Raw genomic sequence first — 26,659 nt, 5'->3', positions numbered from 1 at the left:
ATTTCGGAAGAAAGCCGCACAATTCTTAATACCTTTGCATAAAATAAAAAATTATGGAAGTTAAATTAGCCCCACACAATATATACGCAGAAAGCACTCCGAACCCTTCAACGATGAAGTTCGTCTCTAATAGATACCTAATTGTTGATGGTGAAGTTTATGAATTTAATAATAAACAAGAAGCTGAAGTATCTGATTTGGCAACGGAACTCTTTACTTTCCCATTTATAACAGGAGTATTTATAGCTAGTAATTTCATTAGTATTTCTAAATCAACCTTAGTAGAATGGGATGACATCTTACTAGAGTTAAAAGCATTTATTGGTGATTTTCTGAATGCAGAAGGTGCAAAAATAATCGACAAAGAAAAACTAACAGCATCTTTAACTGCTAAAGATAATTCATCTTCAAAAGAAGCAGCTGCGAGCACTATTCAAGCGCCAAGTCGAGATGATTTAACTCCAATAGAAATTAAAATTTCAGAAATATTAGATGAATACGTGCGCCCTGCAGTAGAAAGTGATGGAGGTGCAATTCATTTTCATGAATTTAAAGATGGCGTTGTTAGTGTTGTTTTAAAAGGAGCCTGCAGCGGTTGTCCGTCATCTACGATGACTCTAAAAACAGGAATCCAGAACCTATTAATGGATATGTTACCTGAAGTAAAAAGCGTGGAAGCAATTAACGGTTAGTAAAATAACGAACAATTCACTAACTTAGGTAAAAATCTACAAACATGAAATCACGATTAACGTTACTTTCACTTATTCTTATTACCCAAATTTGTATTGGCCAGATAACAATTAGTAATACAGACCTTCCAGTAATTGGAGATACACTTCGATATAGTGCAACTATATTGGACTCTGCATCTGAGGTGACTTTTAATATTTCTGGAGCGAATGTCACTTGGGATTTTTCCAACATACAACCCGAAGCTCAAGGATTATTTAGTTATTTACCAAAAAATCAGACACCTTATAATTCAGAATTCAACAACAATACCTTTTTTGGTCGAAAAGCTACAGATGCTTTGAATATTCAAGGGAACACTGTTACTAATGTTTATGAATTTTATCAAAATACAAATCAAGGGTTCACAAGAGTAGGATTAGCGGCGAAGTATAGCTTTCTGACTATTGCGAATACATTTTCTAATCCTGATGAAATCTATCAGTTCCCATTAAACTATGGTGACATTGATAGCTCTAATTTTTATTTTTTAGAAAATATAATATTCGTTGGGTCCTACGTTAGTAGAGGATACCGAAAAAATACGGTTGATTCTTATGGCAATATTACTACGCCTTTTGGAACCTTTAATTGCATTCGAGTAAAGACAGAATTGTATTCAATAGATTCAGTCAACATCAATGGGCAACCTTCTTTTTTAGAAAACTATTCAATAGAATACAAATGGTTAGCTAAAGGAAGTAAAATTCCTGTCATGCAAGTAAACGGAACAGTGATAAATGGTGATTTCATTCCTACCACAATGATTTATAAAGATAGTTACCGTCCAATTTCGAAAGATTTAAAACCAAAAGCCCGATTTATAGCATCTTCAATATATCCTGCGATATATAAGGACACTGTCCAGTTAATAAGTCAGGATATTGATTTAGAACGCACAAGCTACAATTACTCCATTACACCCACTACATTTAACTTTGTAAATAATTCTAATGGATATTCTCCACGTCCGGAAGTCGTTTTCAATGCAGTTGGGTTTTATACGATTGAGTATTCTGTTACTAATAGTTTTGGCACCGCAGATTCAACTTATGTTGATCATATTTATGCCTCATTAAAATCCAGTATTGAAGAAAATAGTTTACTTTCTAGCAATCTAAGAGTATTCCCTAACCCTATTATAGATAATATAGTAACACTTTCCTTTGATTTGAAATCAAACGGACCAGTTTCTATTGAAATATTAAACGTCTTGGGGAAACGAATCTATTTTGTAAACAAAGGAACATATCCAAAAGGAAAGAGTACAATTCGTCAAGAAATTCCTTCCGAAATCTCCAATGGGTCTATCATTATAAAAGTTGTTTCTCCTGATGGAGTTGCTGTTCAGAAAGTGATTAAAAAATAGGTTAAAAAAAGTGAAATACTAAGCTTGTTTAACATTTGATTAAAGGACTAAAGTTTTAAAGGAATGATCTTTGCGATTATTCTCCGAAAAATGATACGCCTGTGAATTTCCTTAAGCCAAACCGACGATCACCAATAGATATTTTATTAAAACCGGTAGATAATCTACTGAGAAACAAAGCATCATCAGGAATACTATTATTCCTAGCTGTTGTTGTTGCCCTTGTTTGGGTTAACTTCTTTGATGCAGAAAGTTATCACCATTTGTGGGAAAATGTCATCGGTTTTAGTGTCGGTAGTTTCTCAATTGAAAAATCATTGCACTATTGGATTAACGATGGGTTAATGACTATCTTTTTCTTTACTGTCGGATTAGAAATTAAGAGAGAAATAATGGACGGGGATTTATCCTCACCTAAAAAGGCAGCATTACCAATAGCTGCAGCTGTTGGTGGAATGGTGTTCCCAGCTCTAATCTATTTATTTTTCAATAATGGTACTCCAGGAGAGTCTGGGTGGGGTGTACCAATGGCTACAGATATTGCATTTTCTTTAGGTGTTCTGAGTCTTTTGGGTAAACGTGTTCCATTAGCATTAAAAGTATTTTTAACTGCCTTGGCCATTGTAGATGACTTGGGTGCAGTATTGGTAATCGCTTTCTTTTACACAGAGAACCTTTACATTAACTTTCTAGAATGGGGTGGATTATTTTTTGCAATTCTTGTAATTGGGAATTTAATTGGAATTCGGAAAAGTAGCTTTTATGTAATAATTGGAGCTTGTGGATTATGGATTGCATTTTTACTTTCAGGTGTGCATGCCACTTTAGCTGGTGTTCTTATTGCAGCTGCGATTCCTGCGAGAGTTAAGATTAATGAAGCATTGTTTATAAAAAAGTTACAGTTCCTAATAGATAAATTCAAAAATGCGGAACGCACTAACAGCACTTTTGTAACCGAAGAGCAACAAGATATAATAGAGCAAATGAAAGAAACCAGAGCAATGGCTGAAACTCCATTACAAAAGATGGAATATGCGCTCAATCCAATAGTCGCCTATTTAATTTTACCGCTTTTCGCTTTATCTAATGCAGGCCTAATCATTAATCAAGAAATACTAGGTTCTCTATTCAGCAATGTTTCATTAGGAATTGCATTGGGTCTAATTCTTGGAAAAACGTTAGGAATAGTCCTACTCTCATTAATATTGGTAAAATTAAAAATCTCAATCCTTCCCCCAAATACTACTTGGACTCAAATGGTTGGAATCGGCTTAATGGCAGGTATTGGGTTTACCATGTCCATATTTATTTCAGAACTGGCATTTACAGATGAATTGATGAAGGAGCAAGCAAAAATGGCCATATTAGTGGCTTCACTAATAGCAGGGATAGGAGGATATCTAGTATTAAAGTTCTCAACGAATAAAGTAGAGTAATACAAAGAAAGGCCGAAAGTTTAAAAACTTCCGGCCTTTTATATTGATATAAAATTCAATTCTATAATCCCAATAAAACTTCCTCAGGGTTTTTTCCACCGAAGATCATTTTAGCTGGATTTTCAATCATTTCCTTCACTTTAACTAAGAAACTAACGGATTCCTTACCATCAATAATTCTGTGGTCGTATGAAAGTGCTAAATACATCATTGGACGAATCTCAACTTTGCCATCAATGGCAACTGGTCGATCAACGATGTTGTGCATTCCTAAAATAGCACTTTGAGGAGGATTAATAATAGGTGTACTCATCATTGAGCCAAATACTCCTCCATTTGTGATCGTGAATGTTCCACCAGTCATTTCGTCAATCGAGATCTTTCCGTCTCTTGCTTTTATCGCTAATCTTTTGATTTCTGCTTCGATTTCTGCTAAGCTCATTTGTTCTGCATTTCTAACTACAGGAACCATTAACCCTTTCGGAGAACTCACTGCAATGCCAATATCAGCGTAATCGTGAAAAACTACTTCTTGTCCATCAATCATTGCATTAACAGATGGGAAATGGTTTAATGCTTCTGTAACAGCTTTAGTGAAAAAAGACATAAACCCTAAATTCACTCCCAATTTCTCTTTAAACTGTTCTTTATAACGAGCTCTTAGATCCATAATTGGCTTCATGTCTACTTCATTGAAAGTAGTCAACATAGCCGTTTCATTCTTCACAGTAACTAGTCGTTCTGCTATCTTACGACGAAGTGAACTCATCTTCTCATTACGAGTATCACGTGTTCCGCCCCAACCTTGAGCAGCATCAGCAGATATCCCAGCAGCCATAGCACTCACTACATCTTGCTTAGTAATTCTACCGTCTCTTCCAGACCCTGATACTTTATTTGGAGCAATTCCATTGTCATTCATTGCTTTTCTTGCCGCAGGAGAAGGATGGCCTGTAGCATGATTACTCGCTGGTTCCTCTTTTTTAGGAGCAGCTTCTGACTTTGGTGCTTCTTTCTTTTCTTCTTTTGGAGCAGCTTCTTCTTTTGATTTTTCAGGAGCTTTTGCATCAGTGTCAATTACTGCCACTACATCACCCACCGCCACCGTGTCGCCTTCTTCTGCTTTAAATGATATTGTTCCTGCTTCCGGAGCAGTTAATTCTAAAGTTGCTTTATCTGAGTCTACCTCAGCTATTACATCATCTTTTTCTACATAATCACCTTCAGCAACCATCCATGTTGCTATTTCTACTTCTGAAATGGATTCTCCTGGTGAAGGAACTTTTACTTCGTATGCCATAATATATATTGACTATGATAAATTTTTATTTTTTTACTTTACTGTGATCAAATACCCCGTTAATCACAGCTGCTTGTCTTTTCGCAAATACTTTTGAAGATCCTGCCGCAGGACTTGCACTTTCTCTTCTTGAAATTAATTTGATTGCTGCTGATTTGAAATTTCTTAAAATAAATGACCAGCCACCCATATTCTCAGGTTCTTCTTGAACCCAGAGTACATTTTCTGCTTTTCCGTATTTCTCTATGACTTCATCTATTTGTTTCTGAGGAAACGGGTAAAATTGCTCTAACCTCACTATAGCAACATCGTTTGCTTCTATTTCTTCTCTTTTTTCAATTAGTTCATAGTAGATTTTACCAGAACAAAAAGCTACTGTTGTCACTTCTTTCGCTTTCACTTCTGCATCGTCAATTACTTCTTGAAATTTCCCATTCGCTAATTCATCTAAAGTTGAAATACATTTAGCATGACGCAACAAACTCTTTGGAGTCATCACTACTAGAGGCTTTCTGAAGTCGCGTTTCATTTGTCTTCTAAGGATGTGGAAGAAGTTAGCAGGAGTCGTACAATTTGCTACTTGCATATTGTAATCTCCGCACAATGTTAAGAATCTTTCCAATCGTGCACTGGAGTGTTCAGCACCCTGACCTTCATAGCCATGAGGCAATAACATTACTAATCCATTCTGACTTTTCCACTTATCTTCAGCACTACTTAAGAACTGGTCGATAATGATTTGAGCCCCATTATTGAAATCCCCAAACTGTGCTTCCCAAATCGTTAATCCATTTGGAGTAGCCATTGCATAACCATATTCAAAACCTAAAACAGCATACTCCGAAAGCAGGGAGTTATAAATTTCAAACTTCTCGGTGGTATCAGGCAAATGATTTAAAGGAACATATTCTTCTTCAGAATCCTCTACTTTTAAAACGGCATGTCTATGAGAAAAAGTTCCTCTCTCCACATCTTGACCAGTCATTCTTACAGGGAATCCCTCTGTCAATAAGGTAGAATAAGCCAACAATTCAGCCATTCCCCAATCGATCGTTTCAGTTTCAATTAAATTCATACGATCATTGAACAATTTCTCTGATTTCTTAAAGAAATTCAACTCTGACGGAAGTGTACTAATGCTCTTACCTACTTCGATTAATTTTTTCTTGTCAAAAGTAGTATTTGCAGAAACCTGCATATCATCTAAAGTAGAGTCTCTTAAATCTTTCCAAGTTTCAGCCAAAAATGGAGTAATAACAGCCTTTTCAATTTGTTTTGCTTCTGTCAAACGATCTTGAAGCATATCGTTAAACTTCTTCTCCATCTGCTTTGCAGCTTCTTTATTTAAAACTTCTAATGAGATTAGATGTTCTAAATAAATCTCTCTTGGATTCTTATGTTTTGCGATTGCTTTGTACAACATAGGTTGAGTAAATCTTGGCTCATCCCCCTCATTGTGACCATATTTTCTATAGCACAATAAATCAACAAAAACATCTTTCTTGTATTTCTGTCTAAATTCTAATGCTAACTTAATCGTGTAAACAACAGCCTCAGGATCATCTCCATTTACGTGAAAGATTGGTGACAAAGTCACTTTACCCACATCTGTACAATAAGTACTTGATCTAGCATCCAAATAGTTCGTTGTAAAACCAATTTGGTTATTTATTACAATATGAATTGCTCCACCAGTCTTGTAGGCATCTAAAGATGCCATTTGAATCAATTCATAAACAACACCTTGCCCTGCAATAGATGCATCTCCATGAATGATAATTGGAACAATTTTTTGGTCATCGTGTAAGTACTGATCCACTTTTGAGCGAGCAATACCTGCAACTACAGGACCTACTGCTTCCAAGTGAGATGGATTTGGAGACAAAGTCAACTTGACATCCTTACCAGCATCTGTTTTTATATCACATGAGTAGCCCAAGTGATATTTTACATCACCGTCAAATAAATTATCTTCGTATTCTTTTCCTTCAAATTCACTAAAGATGTCTTTGTAGGTTTTGTTAAAAATGTTTGCCAAGACGTTCAAACGCCCTCTATGCGCCATTCCAACTACAAATTCTTGAACACCCATTTCAGAACCCAATTCTATCACTGCATCTAATGCAGGAATTAAGGATTCACCACCTTCTAATGAGAATCGTTTTTGCCCTACGAACTTCTTATGCAAGAATTGCTCAAAAACAACCGCTTGATTTAGCTTATGAAGAATGTGTTTCTTCTCCTCGTTTGTGAATGTTCCAGTATTCTTAGAACTTTCCATTTTATTCTTCAACCAATCTACCTTATTTGGCTTTCGAATATACATGTACTCTACTCCAATCGAGTGACAATAAGTCTCTTTCAAGAAGTCTATCACTTGTTGTAAGGTCGCATTTTGCAATCCGATCTCTCCACCAGCTTGAAACACCTTAGATAAATCATCTTGGGACAACCCAAAATTCTCTACATCTAAAGTAGGCGTGTACTTTCTTCGCTCTCTAACCGGGTTTGTCTTGGTAAACAAGTGCCCCCTCGAGCGATAAGCATTTATAAGATTAATTACTTTGAATTCTTTATCAAAATTTAAAGATCCAGTTGGCCCACTAACTTCTTCGTAGTTCTTTCTTGCGAACTCAAATCCGTCAAAAAATTTACTCCATCCATCATCTACAGATTTAGGATCTTTAAGGTATTGTTGATAAACTGTGTCGATTGCAGTAACGTCTGCATTGCTCAGATAAGAAAATTTATCCATTATAGTCTTTACATGGTTGAACACTTCAAAATTAAAGAAATATTACCTACTAAAGACGCTATATTCACTTTCTGAGATATGAAAATTACAGCACTTACAGCTTATTACTAAAATATGCTCGTGTGAGCACTTTTAATAGTTCACGTTCGATGATGAGTTTTGTTATAGCATGCGACACCCCTTTGTCAGATTGGCCATCTAAAGCCTCCTTAATCGCTTTTTCTGGAATATCTATCATATAAAATAGCGCAAAAATTTGCTCAGAATGGCATTCCAATTGTCGTTCCACAATTGGAAAAAGGATTTTCATGAGCAAATCAAAACTCCAATCTTTTACCTCATTCACTTCCCATACTATGCCTACCCGATCAATGTCTTTTTTTAATTGAATAAAAGTTTCATTCAAAAAGCCTTGTTCATTCTTATAAATTTCAATTTGTTGTAGAGTAGGTATCATATCCCGAAGTTCTAATCAGTAAATTTGAACATAGAACAAAGATGCGTGTTTTAAAACAAAACATCAAGGTTATGAAAGAATCAGTATTAATAAGTGGTGGAAGTGGTTTAGTGGGGGATGTATTGACCACTCTTTTAATTGAAAAAGGATATAAAGTAGGACACATTAGTAGAAGCTCAAAAGGCGATTCGCGTGTTGAAACAATTGTTTGGGACTTGACAAAAAAGACGATAGATATAGAAAAAGTAAAGAAATACGACTATTTAATAAACTTAGTAGGAGCTGGAATAGCCGATAAAAAATGGACTGATGAACGAAAAACAGAAATAATAAATAGCCGTGTAGATGCATTAAATTTTCTTTTCGAAATCACTAAAAATAACAACATTGCTTTCAAGTCAATCGTTTCAGCCTCCGCAGTGGGTTACTATGGATTTGAAACTTCAAATCACGTTTATGAAGAATCTGACCAGCCGGGAACGGACTTTCTAGCCAACACTTGCTTAAAGTGGGAAAAAGCCGTGTTTCAATTCAATGCATTAGCAATACCCACTTCTGCGGTTCGAATTGGCATTGTGCTGTCTACAGAGGGTGGAGCGTTAAAAGAATTGGCTCGACCCATTCAATATTACGCCGGAGCACCTTTAGGCTCAGGAAAACAATACATTCCTTGGGTTCACATTCATGACATTAGCAATCAATTCATTTTTCAGATGGAGAATAAATTGACAGGAAGTTTTAATGGGTGTGCAGACGAACACTGTACAAATGCTGAATTTACAAAAGCAGTAGCTCAAGTCTTGAAAAAGCCATTAATCTTACCAAATGTACCATCTTTTGTAATGAAGATAATATTAGGAGAGCGAGCAATGATGGTATTAAAAGGAAGTGCGGTATCAAATAAAAAAATAAAGGCTACAGGATTTCAGTATAGATATAGTCTGCTTAAGGATGCATTGAAGGATTTATATACCCATTAAATATCTCTAAACATCAATTCCTCTGCAATGTCAATTAACGGTTGTTTCAATTTTTGGGATACATTTACTTTAGTAAGTGATTCCATTCCTCGATTATAATACTCCTTCATTAATTTTTGACTCAACTCAGGAATGTGAAGCTGATTATAAATCGTCTTTACTCGATCTATTTTTTCATCATCGCTTAAGCTCCCGTTTAAACAAAAATTCAATTCTAATTTCTGTGCATCATTCGCCAAGTTCAATGCTTCCAACAATAAATAGGTTTTCTTATTGGATATGATATCTCCGCCCACTCTTTTCCCAAATGCTTTAGGGTCTGCGTAAGCATCTAAATAATCGTCTTGCAATTGAAATGCAATTCCAACATTTCGTCCAAATTCGTAAATGTAATTAGCATCCTCAGCTGAAGCATTGCCAATCATCGCTCCAATTTTCATTCCTGCAGCCAACAAGACAGCAGTTTTTAATTCAATCATTTGAAGATAATCATCAATTGAAACCTGATCTGCTGTTTCAAAATTCATATCCATCTGTTGTCCATCACAAACCTCTGCAGCAGTTTTATTAAATACTCGAAGTACATCTGCTAATTGCTGAGCTGGCTGTAATTTCAAAAAGTAATCAACGGCTTTAACAAACATTACATCGCCCGAAAGTATGGCAATGTCTCTATTCCATTTCTTATAAACAGTTTGCTTTCCGCGACGAAGCGGAGCTTCATCCATAATATCGTCATGCACTAAAGTGAAGTTATGAAACACTTCGATACCCATTGCTGCATTAAGTGCATCTTGCTTGTCAGCACTAAAAATTTCGGCAACCATCAATAAAGTAGCCGGTCTAATCCGCTTGCCACCTAGATTCATACTATATGAAATAGGATCATACAGTTCAGGAGGATTTCCACTAAAATCAGCTTCCGCGATAAATTTTTCAACTTCTAGATAAGCCTTTTTGAAAGAAAGCATTTAGAGAATAAATGAAGGGTTATTAATTACGTTTGATAGTCCAGTTTCAAGATCCGTCAAGTCTCTCCCGAGTAATTTTTTCATCTTTGAAATATCAGGATTTCTTCGACTCATATCCCCTTCTTCCAATGGAGGCAGGTGTACTATTTTTGATGATGAACCTGACAATTTGATAATCGTGCTAGCTAAATCTAAAACAGTCATCTCGTTATCATTCCCGATATTAATGACATCATTCATTACCTCATTATTCTTGAATGCATTGTAGCATGCTTGAATGTTATCTTCAATGTAACAAAAAGTTCGGGTTTGCATTCCATCCCCAAAAATGGTGATATCCTCACCTTTCAAAGCTTTTGCAATAAACTTACTAATTACAAAATCTTTACTTTGTTTTGGACCATAGGTGTTGAAGAACCTAAATATCGTATAATCCAAGTCAAACTCCTTTTTATAGGACTTTAAGAAAGCTTCACCAACATTCTTTACAATTGCATAGGGTAATCTTGAATTCAACGGAGTAGTGTGTTCATTCTGTGGCATCTCAACTGGCTCGCCATAAACTTCTGAAGACGAAGAGAAAAACACTCGTTTTACACCAGTATTCTTGCATAAACTCAATACATTCTTTACTCCTGCAATATCATCCAAAACCATTACAGGATTGTCAGTTGTTCTCTTTACTCCAACTACAGCCGCATAATGAAATACATAATCGAAAGAAAAGGTATAAAAAACTCCTGCTATATCTTCAAATCGATTGACATCAGCTTTGATAAATTTTACATTCTCTTTTTTTGGAATACGGTTAATATTCCCTGTCAATAAATTATCTACAATAACAATATTATTGGATTTGTCCTCTGCTAACTTTTCAGCCATAGCACTAGCAACAAAACCTGCTCCACCGGTAATTAGTATGTTTTTTAGGGTCATTTTAATCTTTGGTCAAATTCATTAAATACTTTCCATATCCGCTTTTAATAAGTGGTTCAGCTAACTTATGCAATTGCTTTTGATCGATATACCCCATTCTAAAGGCAATTTCTTCTAAGCAACCAACTTTCAATCCTTGACGCTGCTCAATTACTTCTACAAATTGAGCCGCTTGCATCAACGAATCAAATGTGCCAGTATCTAACCAAGCTGTCCCTCTATCGAGAATGGCCACTTTCAACTCCTTCCGTTTTAAGTACTCTTTATTCACATCAGTAATTTCATACTCTCCCCTAGAACTAGGCTCTAGCTCCTTGGCTATTGAGATTACTGAATTATCATAAAAATACAATCCTGGAACGGCATAATTAGATTTAGGGGTCTCGGGCTTTTCTTCAATTGAAAGTGCATTTTTATTTTTATCAAACTCAACCACTCCGTATCTTTCAGGATCAGAAACATGGTAAGCAAACACAACTCCACCTTTTGGTTCTAAATGCTGTTGTAAATTCTCTTCTAATCCAGTACCGTAAAAGATATTATCCCCTAAAACCAAGGCTACACTATCAGCACCAATAAACGATTCACCAATGACGAAAGCTTGAGCTAAACCATTTGGAATATCCTGCACAGCGAATTCAAACTTACATCCAAATTGACTTCCATCTCCAAGCAATTTTTTAAAGCTGGCACTGTCATGGGGAGTAGTAATAATAAGTATTTCATTTATTCCTGCGCTCATTAAAGTAGAAAGCGGATAATAAATCATTGGTTTATCATATACTGGCATCAACTGCTTACTTACGGCTAATGTTAAAGGGTGCAATCTTGTTCCTGACCCACCTGCTAAGATAATTCCTTTCATAATGTTTTTATTTTTTATCAGATTGAGACCCTATCTCTAAACCTTCTAAGTCTATGTCTTCCTCTTCGTCTACTAATTCAATTAATGATTCCTTTTCAAATGCTTTTGTGGTCACCCATTTGTCTAAACTAAGAATTAAAGATGGCAACAGCAATAAGTTAGAACACATTGCTACCAATAAAGTAAGTGACACCAACATACCCAATGCCACTGTTCCACCAAACTCCGAAGCTGCAAAAACGCCAAATCCAAAGAACAAAACGATGGAAGTATAAATCATACTGACTCCTGTTTCTTTCAAGGCAAGCAGCGCCGCCTCTTTAATATTCCAAGAGTGTGCTTTTAATTCTTGTCGGTATTTTGCTAAAAAGTGAATTGTATCATCCACAGAGATTCCAAATGCAATACTAAAAATAAGAATAGTGGAAGGTTTTATCGAAATTCCAAAATATCCCATGATGGCTGCAGTAGTCAATAAAGGAAGCAAATTAGGTATTAAACTCATAAAAACCATTCTCACAGAAGAGAACAAAATAGACATGATAATTGCAATCAATAAAATAGCAATACCTAAACTTATAAATAGATTTTTAACTAAATATTCTGTTCCTTTTAACCAAACAATACTCGTTCCTGTTAGGGACACTTTGTATTTCTCAGGAGAGAATATTGAATCCACTCGAGGTTTCAAATCCGTCATAATGGCTTCCATTCTATTGGTTCCTACATCTGCTACCTGGGCTGTAATTCTAGTAATCTGCTTATTACTATCTACGTAAGATTTCAATAAATCTCTACTGGTTTCGTCAGCACCCTGAAAATAGGGTCCAATAAAAGCTTGCTCCTGACTATTGAATAGAGAATATTTGGAAGGGTCTCCACCATAAAACGATTGCTTAGCGAATTTCAACCCTTCTACCAGAGAGAGTGGTTTAGAAAATTCTGGGTATTCATGCAATAAGTCTTGAAGTTTATCGATTTTTTTGAGGTTTGATAATTTAAATACTCCTCCTTTCTTTTTGGTATCAATAGTTACTTCTAGTGGTAAAACTCCTTTCACTTCACCTTCAAAGAATTTAAGATCGAGGTAAACAGGATCCTTTCGAGGTAAATCATCGGCTATATTTCCAGTCACTTTTATTTTAGTCACACCATAAATAGAAACTACAATTATAATAGCAGTAACAATATAAACCACCTTCCTGTACTTCAACACAATATTCATCAATTGACTTACAATCACAAAAACCCATTTACGTTCCAAGTGCTTAATGTGTCTTTTACTTGGCGGCATTAAAAAGCTTAGTAAAATTGGCATCAAAGTGATGGACAAGATAAAAACGGATAGAATTCCTAAGGATGCGATTATCCCAAACTCGACTAAGATGGCGCTTTGCGTAAAAATAAAGGTAGCAAAACCCAATCCTGTTGTTGTATTGGTTAAAAATATAGCATTTCCTATCTTGTAGATTACACGATTTAGTGCTTTTATCTGATTGCCATGGTAGCTGTATTCTTGATGGTATTTGTTGATAATAAAAATACAATTGGGGATTCCAATTACAATAATTAATGGAGGGATTAGGGCTGTTAAAATACTAATTTGAAATCCAAAAACTCCAAGAAATCCAACCGACCAAACTACCCCAACCATTACAATTAGCATAGAAAAAAACATGGCTTTGAACGACCTAAAAAACAATAACAAAATAGTGGCTGTTACCAAAATAGCCAAAACAATGAACATTTTTATTTCTTCACTGATCTTGCTGGTATTATTGGATCGAATATAAGGCAATCCTGAGGACCTTACGGTTAAACCTGTTTCATCTTCAAATTTAAAAATCAAACTGTACGCTTCGTCAATCAGGACTTTCCTGTCTTTTGAATCCAAGTATTTTCGATCCAACGTGAGCGCCATTAAAGTGAAATTCTCGTCATCGTTGTATAAATATCCTTTGTAAAATGGGAGATTTCGAACTTCATTCAATAAACTATCAAGTTGTGATTGAGAAGTAGGTCGCTCTTTAAAAATACGTTCAGGCACAAACTTCTTAGCTTCAGAATCTTTGGTAAGGTTGATGATTGCAGGAACAGACAAAACCTCATCAATCCCCACAACTTCACGTAAATTATTACTAAGGTCATACCATTTATTAAAGTTGTTCAACTCAAAAAGCCGTTCATCCTTCATTCCTATAACCAAGACGCTTCCTTCTTGACCAAATTGTGCCTTAAACGATTCAAACTCTTGATAAGTTGAATCAGTTTCTGGCAGCATTTGCGCCATTTCATAAGACATCTTTACCTTGGAAGCAAAATAACCCATTACTATAGTTATAGCTATTAAAACAGCAATAATGTAATACCTTTTCCTAAGAATATGACCTGCAAATTTGGTCCACATAAAATACAACTTAAACGTTAAAACTCCTTTTTAAAAATTCCTTTCAAAAAAAGTTAGACAAATATCGTTAAATATAACAAAAACGTGACTTCATTGCGATTAAATAAGATAGAAAACAAAAAAGGAGATGCTTTCCCGCATCTCCTTTTCCACTATAAATTGAAACTAGAAAAACCTATTTATTTTCCAACTTCTTCATTTCTTCTTCAAAAGTCTTTTTAAACTTTTCATAATCGTAATCTACTTTCAAAATCTCATCTTTAGAAATACGCTCATTCATTTTGGAAACCATCTCATCACCTGATAATTCAATAGCGATGTATGTTTTGTAATTTCCTGTTGAAGTCTTAGTTACCTTCTCACAAATTGTTTTGGTACCTACCAATTCTTGATTGATCACTTCTCTTGTTAATCCTTCAAAACGTTCTTCTAATTGCTCTACATTATTTACTTCAGTAGAATTTACATAATTATCAATTGTTCCTTTAATGGTCGTTTGAATAGCAGAAGCTAAATCAGCTTTTGCATTACTCATTGCTTTTTTCTTAGATGTAGACTGATCCATGCTCTCTCCAACCGCATTCGCTCTAAAAAATTTAGTATTGCTGAAGTATTCATCTCCAGAACAATAAACGTTTACCAACACTTCGTCTGCTGGACGTTCTCGCTCAGCTACTTTTTCCTTATTCTTACAAGCACTTAAACTTGCCATTAGAGCCAATGTCGTAATCGCCATCACTCCTACTTTTTTGATTTTCATTTTCATGGTTAACAGATTTATAATTGATTTTTGTCTTTTCAGAAACTGTGCCAAAGTTGGTTTTAAATTCTAAAACCTACAATATCACTTCTTTTAATTTTGGAATAACTTTTCTATTCATTTCACTTTCAGCCTTTTCATAAGCTTTCACCGATGCTCTTGATTGATCTAAATTTACTCCCTTTATTGGACCCTCAGCGATAGAATATACTGACTTTCTGGTTTTTAATTCAGTCAAATTGATGTTATAATTTAAAACAACTACTGTAAAATTATCATCCTTACTTTGAAATTTTGTATCAGCATCTAACTCTAAAATTAAGTCTGCTTTTTCTTTTTTATCAATAATTTGAATACCTTCTTTTACTAATCCTGAAATTAACATTCCAGACAATTGTTCAGCAGTTCGCTTTTTACCAAACTCCTTTTCGGAAGAACTCACAAATAGAGTAGGCTTAATTACTGCTAACTTCAACTCCACTCTTGGCAGCACAAGATTAGCAATCTTAAACTTTAGAAACTCTGCATCCACTCTATTTTTAGAAATCTCGTTTAAGTTCAATCGAACTAGATTGGTAATGTGCTCAAACTTTAAATCGTTGGCAACCATACTGATATTTACAGTTCCATTTTCATTTGAAACATATTGTTCAGAAACTTCACCATATTGATTAAAAAAGACAGACTCTAAGGGAATTCCCGCCAAATCCTTACTGCCCCTTTTAATTTTCAATGGATAATAAGTTTTGAAGCCATTAAAATAACTCAAAGGTTCTGGAATATCATTATTATCTAGCTCAATAGAAGAAATTAAGTTTTGAAGCGAAGCCATAATTAATTGATCCATAAAGACCATTTTGCCCTCACTAACTACCTCAATTGACCCAGGAGAAAATTCTTTGATAGCAGACATTGCATCGAAATAATTTGTAATGGCTAGCAATACATCCCCATTTTTAGCAGCATTATTTCCTAAATTATAAAACTCCTCACCCTCCTTTTTAGCTGCCATTTTCTTTCGTTCTATTTGTGCAAAGTATTCTGATTTTGACAATCGATAATACACCCAATATTTATTCTGATCTTGCCATGAATCTATCATAGTATAACCTTCCAAATCGGCTGCAATAGAAGTTTTTATTGTGGATCTAAAATCCTCATTAAAAGTTTTATTCGTTTCATTTTGATAATAAACCGTACTCGATTCTAAATTCACTTTAATTTCAGATGCCAAATCGTTCAATGCATTATTCTTGGCTGATTCTATAAAATTTGTCCCATCAACTTTGGAGGCAGAGCCTATACCTACATAATATACGTCTGTAATTGGTCGATCATTAATCCATGTTGGTTTCGCAATTTCAGGCTCTTGAACAACTTTTTTCTTATTATTACAGGCTGTAATTAAAACGATTGATGCGAGTACTAATAAATACTTTTTCATTTGCTTATGTAGTTCTGTAATTGATTAATTATCTCTTGTGAGAAATTTGATGTAGAGCTATTTAGTAAACTATTTGTTAATTCTGATGCGTTATCCACTTCTCGTTTTGCATTTAATAATTGATTCAATTGCTTTCGCTCATTATTATTAAAACTAACTGCGCCGTTAGCTTCAGGATATAGATAACGAGCATCTCCTTCGTAAATGGCAAAATGCATTGCATCTGCATTGGTTTGATCAAAAAACTTAGAAAATAAAATTTCTCCTGTTTGCAATGAAGTCAACTGAATTTGATAAGCCAACTTCACTTCATTTTTCTGATAATATTCAGTGTAGGCCGCTTTTTTATACTTTGTTACTACTTCTTCTTTCTGAGTAGCTTTATTGAATTGTTTAACACCATAGGCTTCAAAACCACTTCGGTCAAACACTTGCATTTTACCCATATTGGAATAATATTCAATTACCTTCCCTGTCAATACAGCTTTTGCACCTAATAAATCGCCTGCACTAGCTGCCGTTTTTTCATCAATAGAGCCAGACAAATTCAACTTTTGCTGAGCCAACAACGCTTCCATATTTTCCCGATCGATAATTTTAATAAAAGGGTTATTGTTGTTCGCCAATGCAGACATTAAATTTGCCTGAATTTTATGACTAATTGCCTTATCATTTGTAGTATTGGTAATCGATATTAATGCCACGGTATAGGTCCCAAGTTCTAAACATTGTTGTTTGATACTCACACTTTCTTTGTAATCAATATCGTGGGCATTCACCTGATTCATTAAATCATAAGCTTTCACATACTTCTCTTGCCGAAAAGCCTGCTCTGCTTGAATATATAACGGTTCTATCAACGCTATTTTTTCTAACTCCTTTGCATCCTTAAATCCACTATCTATAGTAACAATTTCACTTAGCCTACTCTTAGCAGCGGCATAATCACCTTTCCCCAAAAGCATTTTGCCATCGTTATATAAAGTAGAAAGGTATTCTGTCTTTAAAGCTTCAAAATCACTTTTTATATAACTAGGTTCATCTACTGAAATATTATACATCCCTAATGTTTCGGCATATCGTTTCGCATCTATATAAGTATATACCGCTTTTCTGTTATCTCCAACCGCCTTGGCCTTAAAAAAATCATCAAGATAATCTCCGAATACTTTTGTTCCATTAAGGCGCAAACCAACTCTTGCATCTAAATTAGTAGGATCTCTTCTCAATGACTCTAAATAACTAGTCGCTGCATCTTTATACAGCCCAGCCTCTTGAAAGGCCTCAGCTTGCTTGGCATACTTCTTCGAACCACTGCAAGCTTGCAAAAACAAGAGGACAAAAATAAAGGCGATATATAGAATTCGTTTTTTCATTCAGTTTGTGAATTTACTTGCAATATTATAAAAATTGTGCCAAGCATTAAAAATGTTCTACTTCGATTCCATTTTATTACTTTTAAATATGTTTAAAAACACTATTATTTCAATCACAATTGTTTTTTTATCAGCATGTGCAAGCGGACATAAGCCAACACAACAAAAGATAAACGGAATCAGTTTTGTTGCTTCTCCAAACGAAATTGACAGCTTGCCAATTCAAACCGTAGTTGAAGAAACGGGTTCTAATTTTTTAGCTATAATGCCCTTTGCTTTTTGTTATGGAGACACCAACCCAAAAGTATACTATAATCAGGAAAGACAATGGTGGGGAGAAAAAGCTGAAGGTGTAAAAGCGACAATAAAAATGGCTCACAAAGCAGGTCAGAAAGTACTTTTAAAACCCCAATTATGGCTTTTGCATGGCACTTATACTGGCAGTTTAGTATATAAAAGTGATGCAGACTGGCAAAAATTTGAATCTGAATATCAGGACTTCATTTTGACTTTTGCAACAATCGCAGCTTCAGAAAAGGTGGCGCTATTTTGTATAGGAACTGAATTAGAAAAATTTATAGAAAATCGCCATCTATTTTGGAATCAACTAATTACGGAAGTAAAAAAAGTTTATTCCGGAAAAATAACCTATGCCGCTAATTGGGATGAGTACAGCCGAACTCCTTTTTGGGATCAATTAGATTATATTGGAATCGACGCCTATTTTCCATTGTCTGAAAAGGAAAGTCCTTCTGCAACTGATTTAAACCAAAGTTTAACTGATCTAAACACTACTCTGGGTGCCTATTCAGAATCAAAAAACAAAAAAATAATTTTTACTGAATATGGATTTAGGAGTATGAATTATTCAGCGAGAAGCCCATGGGAATCTTATACTGATCATGGTGTAAACCTTCAGGTACAAGCCACTATTTTAAACACATTTTATGAAAAGTTTTGGTCAAAAGACTATATAGCAGGAGGTTTTTTATGGAAGTGGTTTCATGAAAATGATAAAGCCGGAGGTTCTGAGAACAGTGGTTTCACTCCTCAAAACAAACCGGCTTTGTCTGTTATCAAAAAATACTATAGCAAATAGTACTTAAACTCTTTTTATAAGTTCGACATATAGTTTTGTCAAATCTTTTTCTGCTCTTCCTGCAATTTCTAAAATTTCTGCAATGGAAACTGGGTGCAAATTATCTGGATCACACTCATCAGTTAATACTGAAATGGCCACACACGGCAATCCCATATGATTGGCAACAATTACCTCTGGAACTGTAGACATACCAACTGCATCACTCCCTATTGTTCTCAAATATCTATATTCTGCTCTAGTTTCAAGGTTAGGTCCAGCAACCGGTGTATAAACTCCTTTATGCAATGTAACACCTAAGTCCTTCGCAATATTTTCTAATTGCTTGTTTATTTCTGCGTCATAGGGCTGGCTCATATCAGGAAATCTTGGCCCCAAATCATCTAAATTTTTTCCAGTTAATGGATTTGCAGGCAACATATTGATGTGATCATCTATCAACATTAATGAGCCTTTTTTGAAATTCGGATTTACCGTGCCAGCTGCATTTGAAATCAATAAACGCTCTACTTTCAGCAATTTCATCACTCTAATAGGAAAAGTAATTTGCTGCATGCTATAGCCTTCATAAAAATGAAAACGACCTTGCATGGCCAAGACTTTCTTACCTTCAATCGTTCCGTAAATCAACTTTCCATGGTGAGACTCTACAGTAGAAACTGGAAAGTGAGGAATATCTGAATAATCAATTTCGCATATCTTCTCAATTTTAGTTACTAAATTCCCTAATCCAGTTCCTAAAACTATTCCAAATTGTGGTTGATTTATTCCCTTACTGCTTATATAATCAGCTGCTTCTTTTATTTGATCCAATGTCATTTTTCCTTACTTTTTAATGCAAAATAGGACGCAAAGTTAATACAATTTAATAGCTTAAGTCAATGAAAGAGCTTTCATATTAAATGAAGAAGCCAATAAATCCTCTTCGGTATCGATATCTATTAAGGTGGGAAGCACCTCGTACGTCCTGTTCAGTTTGGTGATTTTATCTATAGTATTCTGAAAGACCGTTTCAGTGCTCCAGGTCATATCTTGAAATAAATCAGGTTGATTTTTTTTCATCCCTATTAAATAGTATCCACCATCATTTGCAGGGCCAATTACGGTATCCGAATCATTCAATTTTTGATAAGCCAATTCAATTAACTCAGGCGTAATGTCGTAACAATCGCTGCCAATAATTATTGCCTTTTGTGCTCCATTTTCAAAAACAGTTTGAAATGCAGCTTCCATTCGCTCTCCTAACCCTCCATTTTCTTGAAGCCGTTTAACAAAGTTTGTATTCAACCAGTCATCTTTTTGATTGACTTCTTCTGAATAAAACAAAAATCGCTGGGCATTTACAACCAACGATACTTTTCTTGTTTTTTCTTGGAGAATCTGATACACTTCTAGTGCTTTTTGATTTCCTATGGATTTGGCCAGTCTTGTTTTTACTTTTCCTAATTCAGGATTTTTAATAAAAATGATTAATGCGTGATTCATTCTATTCGTTGAGATTCCAGTTATATTCTTTGTATTTAACTAATGCATCTGTTCCTACTTTTACAGTAGAAAATTTATTTATAAACGGAATTACTCCCCCATAAGTTTTGAAATCATCGACAAACCAATCAAATATTTTTGAGATCTCAACCGCTCCGGTGGTTATTCTATTCTTTTCCTTATTATTAACAAATCCTTTTGCGGAACTATTCAATTGACTATCTAATGTATTTGCCTCATAGGCCACATTTAATAATTTAGGGCATGAAACAGAAGCACAATTTACAGCAAAATGTATTCTTGCATCTTTGAATTCTTTTCTCAAAATTTCGTGTTCAATCTTATTTAGCGAATACTTTTCATTGCCAATTGAAATAAAATTCAAATCCCAAGGTTTGCCATTATTTATTTCCATTATACTTTTCAAAGGATAATTCTGTAGGATTAGATCCATCGTAAATGCATTGTAAGCATTTATCCAATACGCCATTTTTTCATTTTTAGACCAACCTTCTTTTGGAGGATTGGACTGCAGCAACTTCAAATAGTCATTGAGTGCAGCTCTGTTAGTGGACAATGATTTATAATCCACATTTCCACTTACGGCAACATACTTTGTTAAAATTTTGCTAAAACTAGTATGATTAATAGAGAATGAACTAGGTGCCATTGAAAGCAATAAAACAAAAAGCAAAAGGTATCTTGAAAATTTTTTCATGAGAAATATTGGTTTAAATTTGCTCGTATCAAGAAATAAACATTTCTTTCCGCAATTTACGTAAAAATTGTGTTTGTAGTTAAAACCTAAAATATGAATTGCCTAATTCTAGACGACGACCACGTTTCGAGGCTTGCACTCGAAACGCTAATAGAAAAAACCGGAACCTTAGACCTTGTTGCCTCTTGTGAACATGTTACTGAGGCTTTAAAAGTATTAAGTAACAATGAAATTGACATCCTTTTTTTGGACATTGAAATGCCTGAGATGACAGGTTTTGAATTTTTAGAAGCGATTAATGATGATCCTTATATTATATTCGTGAGTTCACGACAGGATTATGCCTTAAAAGCCTATGAAACCGCTGCAACCGACTATTTATTAAAGCCTTTCTCTTTAGATCGCTTGGTAAAAGCGATTAACAAAGTAAGTGCGGCTAAGTCCAAGAAGATTCAAAAAAATAACAATCACGCAACTAAAAGTATTTTTGTAAAAGCAGATTCTGCATTTATAAAATTAGAATTAGAGACTATCAACTGGATAGAGTCTCTTGGTGATTATGTAACAATTCATACCAATGAAAAAAGATATGTGGTGAACATTACGATGAAAAAAGTAGAAGAAAAATTAACATCACAGAATTTCTGTAGAATTCACCGTTCATTCATTGTGAATTTGAATCAAATTGACAAAATAGAGGAAAATATAGTAATGATTAAAAACAAAACTTTTCCGATAAGCCGATCCAATAAAAAAGAACTCTACGAAAGAATTAATTTACTCTAGATGATCCGAAAAAAACGAATTTTATTGATTGATGATGATTTTGTTACCAATTTCATCAATGAAAATCTAATTAATGAAATGGCCATTGCAGAAGAGATTATCTGTTTGAAAAATGGAAAAGAAGCTATTGAATTTTTTAGAAATCGAACCCCTGATCAATTGCCAATAGATATCGTTTTTTTAGACCTAAATATGCCTGTTATGGATGGATTTCAATTTATGGAGGCCTATCATCAACTTGAAGTAAAATCCAATTCCAAAGTAATTGTGGCTATGTTAACTTCTAGCAATTTAGAGAAAGAAAAAGAAATTGCAGATAAACTAGGTGTGCAAGAACATTTAAATAAACCACTTACAAGAGAAAAGATAAATCAATTGTTATTAAAATATTACTCTTAATCCCATTTTAAAGTGTCCATTTTAAACCTATACAACTTGAAAGAATTTGACAGTAATTTAATTAGTCAAATTTTATCCATTTATATCACTGATGTAGCTAAAGATATTTCCCAATTAACGGACCAAATGGATGGCGATAATCATGAACAAATAAGACGGTTATCGCATAAAATTGTTGGAGCATCCAAGACAGTTGGTGCATTAAAAGTATCTGCTATTGCTGAAGAAATTGAAGAAAAAGCAGAGAAGAAAATTAACTTGAGTGGGAAAAATCTAGAAAAAGCACTTTTCAATGCCTTCAATGAAGTAAAGGAACACATCCAAAAAAACAATCTTATTACCTAGCTCTCCTTTATATAGATGATAAACTTAGTGCCTAATCTCAACTGACTTTCTACCTCAATATAGCCACCAGAATTTTCTATCATTTCTTTAATCAAATGAAGACCGACACCGGTTCCTTCTACATGGTCATGAAAACGCTGAAACATCTTAAATAAACGATCCTTATTTTCTTCTAAGTCCATTCCTAAGCCTGTATCTTCAACAACTAAAACCACATAATCACCTTCTCTTTTTGTACTGAAATTAATGACAAGATCACGATAAGCATCTCTATACTTTACTGCGTTTGAAATCAAATTATAGACAATGCTGTATAAATAAGTATGATTGTATAGAATCGTATCCACTTGAATATCTTCATTAAAGGTTGCCTTACTTTCTAGTATTTGCAGAGAAATGGCACTTTTCACTTCTTCAAGTACTTTAGAAATTTGAACATTACTGCTTTCCACAGAATCATTTCGAATCTTGAGCAACTCGACAAGCCCTTTTACCAATCGGTCTAGTTGGCTTGATGAATGAGTTAGCATATCAAAAATCCGTTTTGACTCCCGATCTTTAATCGCATTCTTCTGATTTAAAATATCTATTAACCCAATAATATTAATTACAGGATTCTTTAAATCGTGAGAAACCGCATAGGCAAATTGCTCCAGTCGTTTGTTTTTCAGGGTGATTTCACGAGTTCTGAGATTCACTATTTCAGTAAGTTGTAAATTTCTAATTTTTAACTGCTTTATCCTGTATTGCACAATCAGATATAAACCAATACTTAGAATTAAAAATACTATCACATAAAACCAAAGTTGAACCCAGAATGGTTTTTTTATGGAAAGTCGAATTACTTGGGTTCTAAACAATACTCCATCTTCACTAAAGGCATTAATTTTTACGGTAAATTTTCCATAACCTAAATTACTATATTCAATTACATTACCATCAACTTTCCGCCAAATAGTGTCCACTTCATTGATTTGAAAGTAAAACTTCAATCGACTGTTGCTCACCATATCTCCGAATCTGAACTGCAGTCTTAGATGTGCTGAATAATTTAAATTTACCTCATCTACTTCCTTATAATCAACATTGTTTATGGTGAAGAAAAATTTACTCGAGTTTAAATCCTGTTCTTGATTTGAATGAAAATAAAGTATTCCCTTCTCAGTTCCATAATAAAACCAATTCGTTGGTTTTATGCCATACTTCGATAATTGACGAAAAGTACTTGGAAAATATTCAGTCATCAGGGATGCCCTCACTCCATTTTCAGGACTCCACATGAAAAGTGCATTCTGATTGGTGAACCAGACACTGCCATTGTCATTTGCAAAAATCGAAAAACACTGACTGTTATTTGTCCCCTTTTTGATGTCAATAAACGATATTTTATCATTCATGACATACATAATACCTTCACTTTCTGTGGCTCCGAAAATTTCTCCCTTCAAATTGATATCAAAATCAATTAACTTAACAGGTGGAAAGTTCTTAGGTAAATTATAAGAACTATCTCTAATATTAATGTATGCTAGGCCTTCGTCTCCATTGATAAACCACAACTTATCTCCTCTCCACAAAATTTTACCTAAATCACTTCTATTAAATAAATTATGTTCTGAGAAATGCACTAATTCATTATTAGAATAAACAAACAAGCCCTCATATGCAGCGCTGATCCATAAGTTTCCCATGCTATCAGCTTCAATATCTCGAATGGAAGTTATTTCAGAAATTAATAGCTTTAAAGATTTGTCAGGTTTAAGAAGCCAAACACCACTTTCTTCAGTCCCAATATAAATCCCCATTTTTGATTTTTCGAAACTTGTTATGTTCACATTTTCTAACTGCCTTGCTTCTTCAAATTGATCATTTATTAATTTCCCATTGCGGTAAAAACTAACTCCCTCCTTTCCACCAAACATGAAGATATCTTTTGAAAACCGTTCTATGCAATTGATGGAGTTATTGTCTATCAATTGGTTGGGAATAAAGCAATAAGGAGTAGAAGGAATACCCCACAATCCATTTCCATTCGTTCCTACATATATTGATTTGTCTGGACCAAATATTAGCCTAGATATAGAAAATTCTTTTTCTCCATCAAATTCCTTTTTAGCAGAAACAAAATAATTGGGCCCGCTAATATAAAGGTCATAGAGTCCTCTAGACGTACCTAATATCAGTCTATTATCGTCGGCCAAGATAGATTTAATATCACCTTTAAGAAGTGATGAAAAATCAATCTCCACCAGCTCACCAACAATTAAACTGATGTGCTTCACCTTTTTATCTGTCGCTACAAAAATTCGATTTTCAGCATAAACTACTTTTATGTTTTCCCCTTGAAATAAATGTTTTTTAAGTTCTAACGATTGCCTTTTAGCAGAATAAACAAATAACCCTTTCGAAGTGGCAATATAAATCAAGCCATTTTTATATTGAACTTGGTTTACTAACAAATCATCTTTGATAGTCACCTCATTTATTAATTGATAGTTCTGATCCAATTCAAAAAACTGACCTTTTTGGTTGAAAATATATTTGTGACGCAGTCCTCCAACTATGGCAATAACCTTACCCATTGGCTTTAAATCCAACGCTCCAATCGTACCACTTAACTCTCCTTGAAAGTGGCCATATATTTGGGTAGAATCTCCTTTTTCAATGGCTGATATAAATGGAGACTTTTGTGAATGAGTTAATTCTAATTGATTGAACCCAAACCCATCATACAAAAACAATCCGCGATCGGAAGCAATGTGTAACCTTCCATTTTGATCTACCTTTAAATCATATATAAAATTGAGATCAGATTCGTTTTCTGATAATTTATCAATAGAAATTTCCTGCCCATATAATTGACCACATAGCAGAAAAATTAAAAAACTAAACCTAAATAATTTATCCATATACATTTTCCTTTAACAAAGATGCAATTTCATTTTTAATTAGTTTGAAAAAAAATGTTTTCTTGTCCCCCATTTATTCCTAACAATCCTTTACAGGTTTCATTTAACGGTATAATTCTTTACTTCATCGAATTTGCATGTACAAGGCTCTAAGTCTGATATACCTTTGCACTTGAAATGCAAAAGATTATGAAAAAGAAATGGGTAATAAAACAAGTGGATGATGATAAAGTGTTGCACTTCTTGCTGAAAAATAAAGTATTTGATAAAAGAGAAGATTGCATCTTTATGCCATTAGAATCAGCACCATACTCAGTTGATTCGTGTGAAGCAGACCTTATTTTATTAAATCCAGGATTATCGAATGAAATTAATTCCAATGAAACACTGAATCTTTTAAAAAATGACCTAAAATCCTCTGTTATCCTATTGTTAAATTCTAAAAAACAATTGGATCAAATCTCACCGGATGATAAGCACCTATACATAGAAAAAGGATTGGATTCTATTACAAAAATAACCAACCTTATAGAAGACGCTATTTTTCAATTGCATGAAAAAGAACGAACTATGCGTATAGCGAACTAAGAAATTAAATTCCAATTATTTGTAGTCCAAAAAATGGGTTGTTTTGTTAGAGAACAATCCTTTTTTATTGAGTTTAAAGCCTAAAATTGACCTTCAAATCAAAAGTTAATTATTTATTTGTCACATTGAGCATTTAGTCGAAATGTTGGACAAATAAAACTTTGTATTTCCTTTGTCTCCTTCGACAAAAAGCTCTGGATGACAAAGGCTCAGCATAAACCCTTCGACAATTAGCCTGTGTAGCGCTTCTTGCCCATTCAAATTTATTGCATAAAAAAACCTCTGTAAAGACGCAGCATGCTATGTCTCTACAGAGGTTAAAAAAATGTTGCCCGACTAGGGCTCGCTTCGACAAATGCTCAGCATAAACTTCTCGCCCTTTCAAATTTACTGCATAAAAAAAACCTCTGTGAATTATTCCACAGAGGTTAAAAAAAATGTTGCCCGACTAGGGCTCGAACCTAGACTCTTCTGTACCAAAAACAGACGTGTTGCCAGTTACACCATCGGGCAATCTTTCTTAAGAGTTGACAAAATTAGGA

23 protein-coding genes and 1 tRNA gene are annotated in these 26,659 nt (G+C 34.3%); 9 read left to right on the top strand and 15 right to left on the bottom strand.

Features of this window, described 5'->3' with window-relative positions; all coding sequences use genetic code 11:
* Positions 1-53: 53 nt before the first annotated feature.
* From ACTB0X_RS07155 to nhaA, 3 genes are all read left to right on the top strand, one after another.
* Complete coding sequence (locus ACTB0X_RS07155; RefSeq protein ID WP_463024313.1) at positions 54-692, top strand: NifU family protein; 639 nt, start codon at positions 54-56, stop codon at positions 690-692.
* A 44-nt stretch (positions 693-736) separates the two neighbouring features.
* Complete coding sequence (locus ACTB0X_RS07150; protein ID WP_463024312.1) at positions 737-2,101, top strand: T9SS type A sorting domain-containing protein; 1,365 nt, start codon at positions 737-739, stop codon at positions 2,099-2,101.
* A gap of 101 nt (positions 2,102-2,202) precedes the next feature.
* Entirely contained in the window at positions 2,203-3,537 is a 1,335-nt protein-coding gene (gene nhaA, locus ACTB0X_RS07145) for a Na+/H+ antiporter NhaA (protein ID WP_463024311.1), read from the top strand.
* A gap of 61 nt (positions 3,538-3,598) precedes the next feature.
* Here the strand turns inward: nhaA and odhB are convergent, their stop codons facing one another.
* From odhB to ACTB0X_RS07130, 3 genes are all read right to left on the bottom strand, one after another.
* A complete protein-coding gene (gene odhB / locus ACTB0X_RS07140) occupies positions 3,599-4,837 on the bottom strand; it encodes a 2-oxoglutarate dehydrogenase complex dihydrolipoyllysine-residue succinyltransferase (RefSeq protein ID WP_463024310.1) in 1,239 nt (412 codons plus the stop codon).
* Between the two features lie 25 nt (positions 4,838-4,862).
* On the bottom strand, positions 4,863-7,592 hold the full coding sequence (locus ACTB0X_RS07135) for a 2-oxoglutarate dehydrogenase E1 component (RefSeq protein ID WP_463024309.1): 2,730 nt from the start codon (positions 7,590-7,592) through the stop codon (positions 4,863-4,865).
* 94 nt (positions 7,593-7,686) lie between these two features.
* Positions 7,687-8,049 (bottom strand): hypothetical protein, encoded by a 363-nt coding sequence (locus ACTB0X_RS07130; RefSeq protein ID WP_463024308.1) that lies wholly within the window; start codon positions 8,047-8,049, stop codon positions 7,687-7,689.
* Between the two features lie 71 nt (positions 8,050-8,120).
* On the opposite strand from ACTB0X_RS07130, the gene ACTB0X_RS07125 reads away from it, so the two are divergent.
* Positions 8,121-9,029, top strand: a complete 909-nt coding sequence (locus tag ACTB0X_RS07125; RefSeq protein ID WP_463024307.1) for a TIGR01777 family oxidoreductase — start codon at positions 8,121-8,123, stop codon at positions 9,027-9,029.
* Here ACTB0X_RS07125 and ACTB0X_RS07120 read toward each other — a convergent pair.
* The 7 genes from ACTB0X_RS07120 to ACTB0X_RS07090 all read right to left on the bottom strand — a co-directional run bounded on the left by ACTB0X_RS07120 (position 9,026) and on the right by ACTB0X_RS07090 (position 17,788).
* Positions 9,026-10,000 carry a polyprenyl synthetase family protein gene (locus ACTB0X_RS07120; RefSeq protein WP_463024306.1) on the bottom strand — a complete coding sequence of 325 codons (975 nt, stop codon included), beginning with the start codon at positions 9,998-10,000 and terminating at the stop codon, positions 9,026-9,028. The two genes, ACTB0X_RS07125 and ACTB0X_RS07120, sit on opposite strands and share 4 nt — an antisense overlap.
* The gene (locus ACTB0X_RS07115) at positions 10,001-10,936 is read right to left on the bottom strand and encodes an NAD-dependent epimerase/dehydratase family protein (protein ID WP_463024305.1); all 936 of its coding nucleotides are present in this window, start codon (positions 10,934-10,936) and stop codon (positions 10,001-10,003) included.
* A 1-nt stretch (position 10,937) separates the two neighbouring features.
* A complete protein-coding gene (gene rfbA, locus ACTB0X_RS07110) occupies positions 10,938-11,801 on the bottom strand; it encodes a glucose-1-phosphate thymidylyltransferase RfbA (protein WP_463024304.1) in 864 nt (287 codons plus the stop codon).
* 7 nt (positions 11,802-11,808) lie between these two features.
* Positions 11,809-14,208 carry an efflux RND transporter permease subunit gene (locus tag ACTB0X_RS07105; RefSeq protein ID WP_463024303.1) on the bottom strand — a complete coding sequence of 800 codons (2,400 nt, stop codon included), beginning with the start codon at positions 14,206-14,208 and terminating at the stop codon, positions 11,809-11,811.
* A gap of 175 nt (positions 14,209-14,383) precedes the next feature.
* Positions 14,384-14,974 carry a hypothetical protein gene (locus ACTB0X_RS07100; RefSeq protein ID WP_463024302.1) on the bottom strand — a complete coding sequence of 197 codons (591 nt, stop codon included), beginning with the start codon at positions 14,972-14,974 and terminating at the stop codon, positions 14,384-14,386.
* A 70-nt stretch (positions 14,975-15,044) separates the two neighbouring features.
* Positions 15,045-16,412 (bottom strand): LPP20 family lipoprotein, encoded by a 1,368-nt coding sequence (locus tag ACTB0X_RS07095; RefSeq protein WP_463024301.1) that lies wholly within the window; start codon positions 16,410-16,412, stop codon positions 15,045-15,047.
* Complete coding sequence (locus tag ACTB0X_RS07090) at positions 16,409-17,788, bottom strand: CsgG/HfaB family protein (protein WP_463024300.1); 1,380 nt, start codon at positions 17,786-17,788, stop codon at positions 16,409-16,411. The genes ACTB0X_RS07095 and ACTB0X_RS07090 overlap by 4 nt, the downstream gene beginning before the upstream one ends.
* An 88-nt stretch (positions 17,789-17,876) precedes the next feature.
* Here ACTB0X_RS07090 and ACTB0X_RS07085 point away from each other — a divergent pair, with 88 nt between their 5' ends.
* The gene (locus tag ACTB0X_RS07085; RefSeq protein ID WP_463024299.1) at positions 17,877-18,887 is read left to right on the top strand and encodes a glycoside hydrolase family 113; all 1,011 of its coding nucleotides are present in this window, start codon (positions 17,877-17,879) and stop codon (positions 18,885-18,887) included.
* Between the two features lie 3 nt (positions 18,888-18,890).
* On the opposite strand, the gene ACTB0X_RS07080 is transcribed toward ACTB0X_RS07085, so the two are convergent.
* From ACTB0X_RS07080 to ACTB0X_RS07070, 3 genes are read right to left on the bottom strand one after another with little or no spacing between them, the layout of a single operon-like run.
* Positions 18,891-19,706 (bottom strand): purine-nucleoside phosphorylase, encoded by an 816-nt coding sequence (locus ACTB0X_RS07080; RefSeq protein WP_463024298.1) that lies wholly within the window; start codon positions 19,704-19,706, stop codon positions 18,891-18,893.
* A 54-nt stretch (positions 19,707-19,760) separates the two neighbouring features.
* Positions 19,761-20,372, bottom strand: coding sequence for a TIGR04282 family arsenosugar biosynthesis glycosyltransferase (locus ACTB0X_RS07075; RefSeq protein WP_463024297.1), 612 nt, complete (start codon positions 20,370-20,372; stop codon positions 19,761-19,763).
* A 1-nt stretch (position 20,373) separates the two neighbouring features.
* Complete coding sequence (locus tag ACTB0X_RS07070; RefSeq protein WP_463024296.1) at positions 20,374-21,090, bottom strand: DUF547 domain-containing protein; 717 nt, start codon at positions 21,088-21,090, stop codon at positions 20,374-20,376.
* 93 nt (positions 21,091-21,183) lie between these two features.
* Here ACTB0X_RS07070 and ACTB0X_RS07065 point away from each other — a divergent pair, with 93 nt between their 5' ends.
* From ACTB0X_RS07065 to ACTB0X_RS07055, 3 genes are read left to right on the top strand one after another with little or no spacing between them, the layout of a single operon-like run.
* Positions 21,184-21,876: a LytR/AlgR family response regulator transcription factor gene (locus tag ACTB0X_RS07065; RefSeq protein WP_463024295.1), complete on the top strand. Its 693-nt coding sequence runs from the start codon at positions 21,184-21,186 to the stop codon at positions 21,874-21,876.
* Entirely contained in the window at positions 21,877-22,275 is a 399-nt protein-coding gene (locus ACTB0X_RS07060) for a response regulator (protein ID WP_463024294.1), read from the top strand.
* A 36-nt stretch (positions 22,276-22,311) separates the two neighbouring features.
* Positions 22,312-22,620 carry an Hpt domain-containing protein gene (locus ACTB0X_RS07055; protein ID WP_463024293.1) on the top strand — a complete coding sequence of 103 codons (309 nt, stop codon included), beginning with the start codon at positions 22,312-22,314 and terminating at the stop codon, positions 22,618-22,620.
* On the opposite strand, the gene ACTB0X_RS07050 is transcribed toward ACTB0X_RS07055, so the two are convergent.
* Positions 22,617-25,529, bottom strand: coding sequence for an ATP-binding protein (locus tag ACTB0X_RS07050; protein ID WP_463024292.1), 2,913 nt, complete (start codon positions 25,527-25,529; stop codon positions 22,617-22,619). The genes ACTB0X_RS07055 and ACTB0X_RS07050 overlap by 4 nt on opposite strands.
* A gap of 189 nt (positions 25,530-25,718) precedes the next feature.
* On the opposite strand from ACTB0X_RS07050, the gene ACTB0X_RS07045 reads away from it, so the two are divergent.
* Entirely contained in the window at positions 25,719-26,117 is a 399-nt protein-coding gene (locus tag ACTB0X_RS07045) for a hypothetical protein (protein ID WP_463024291.1), read from the top strand.
* A 440-nt stretch (positions 26,118-26,557) separates the two neighbouring features.
* On the opposite strand, the gene ACTB0X_RS07040 is transcribed toward ACTB0X_RS07045, so the two are convergent.
* Positions 26,558-26,630: transfer RNA gene (locus ACTB0X_RS07040), tRNA-Gln, on the bottom strand.
* Positions 26,631-26,659: the final 29 nt, after the last annotated feature.

Source organism: Acidiluteibacter sp. (genome assembly GCF_055129545.1).
This window is presented reverse-complemented; position numbering and strand designations above follow the sequence as displayed.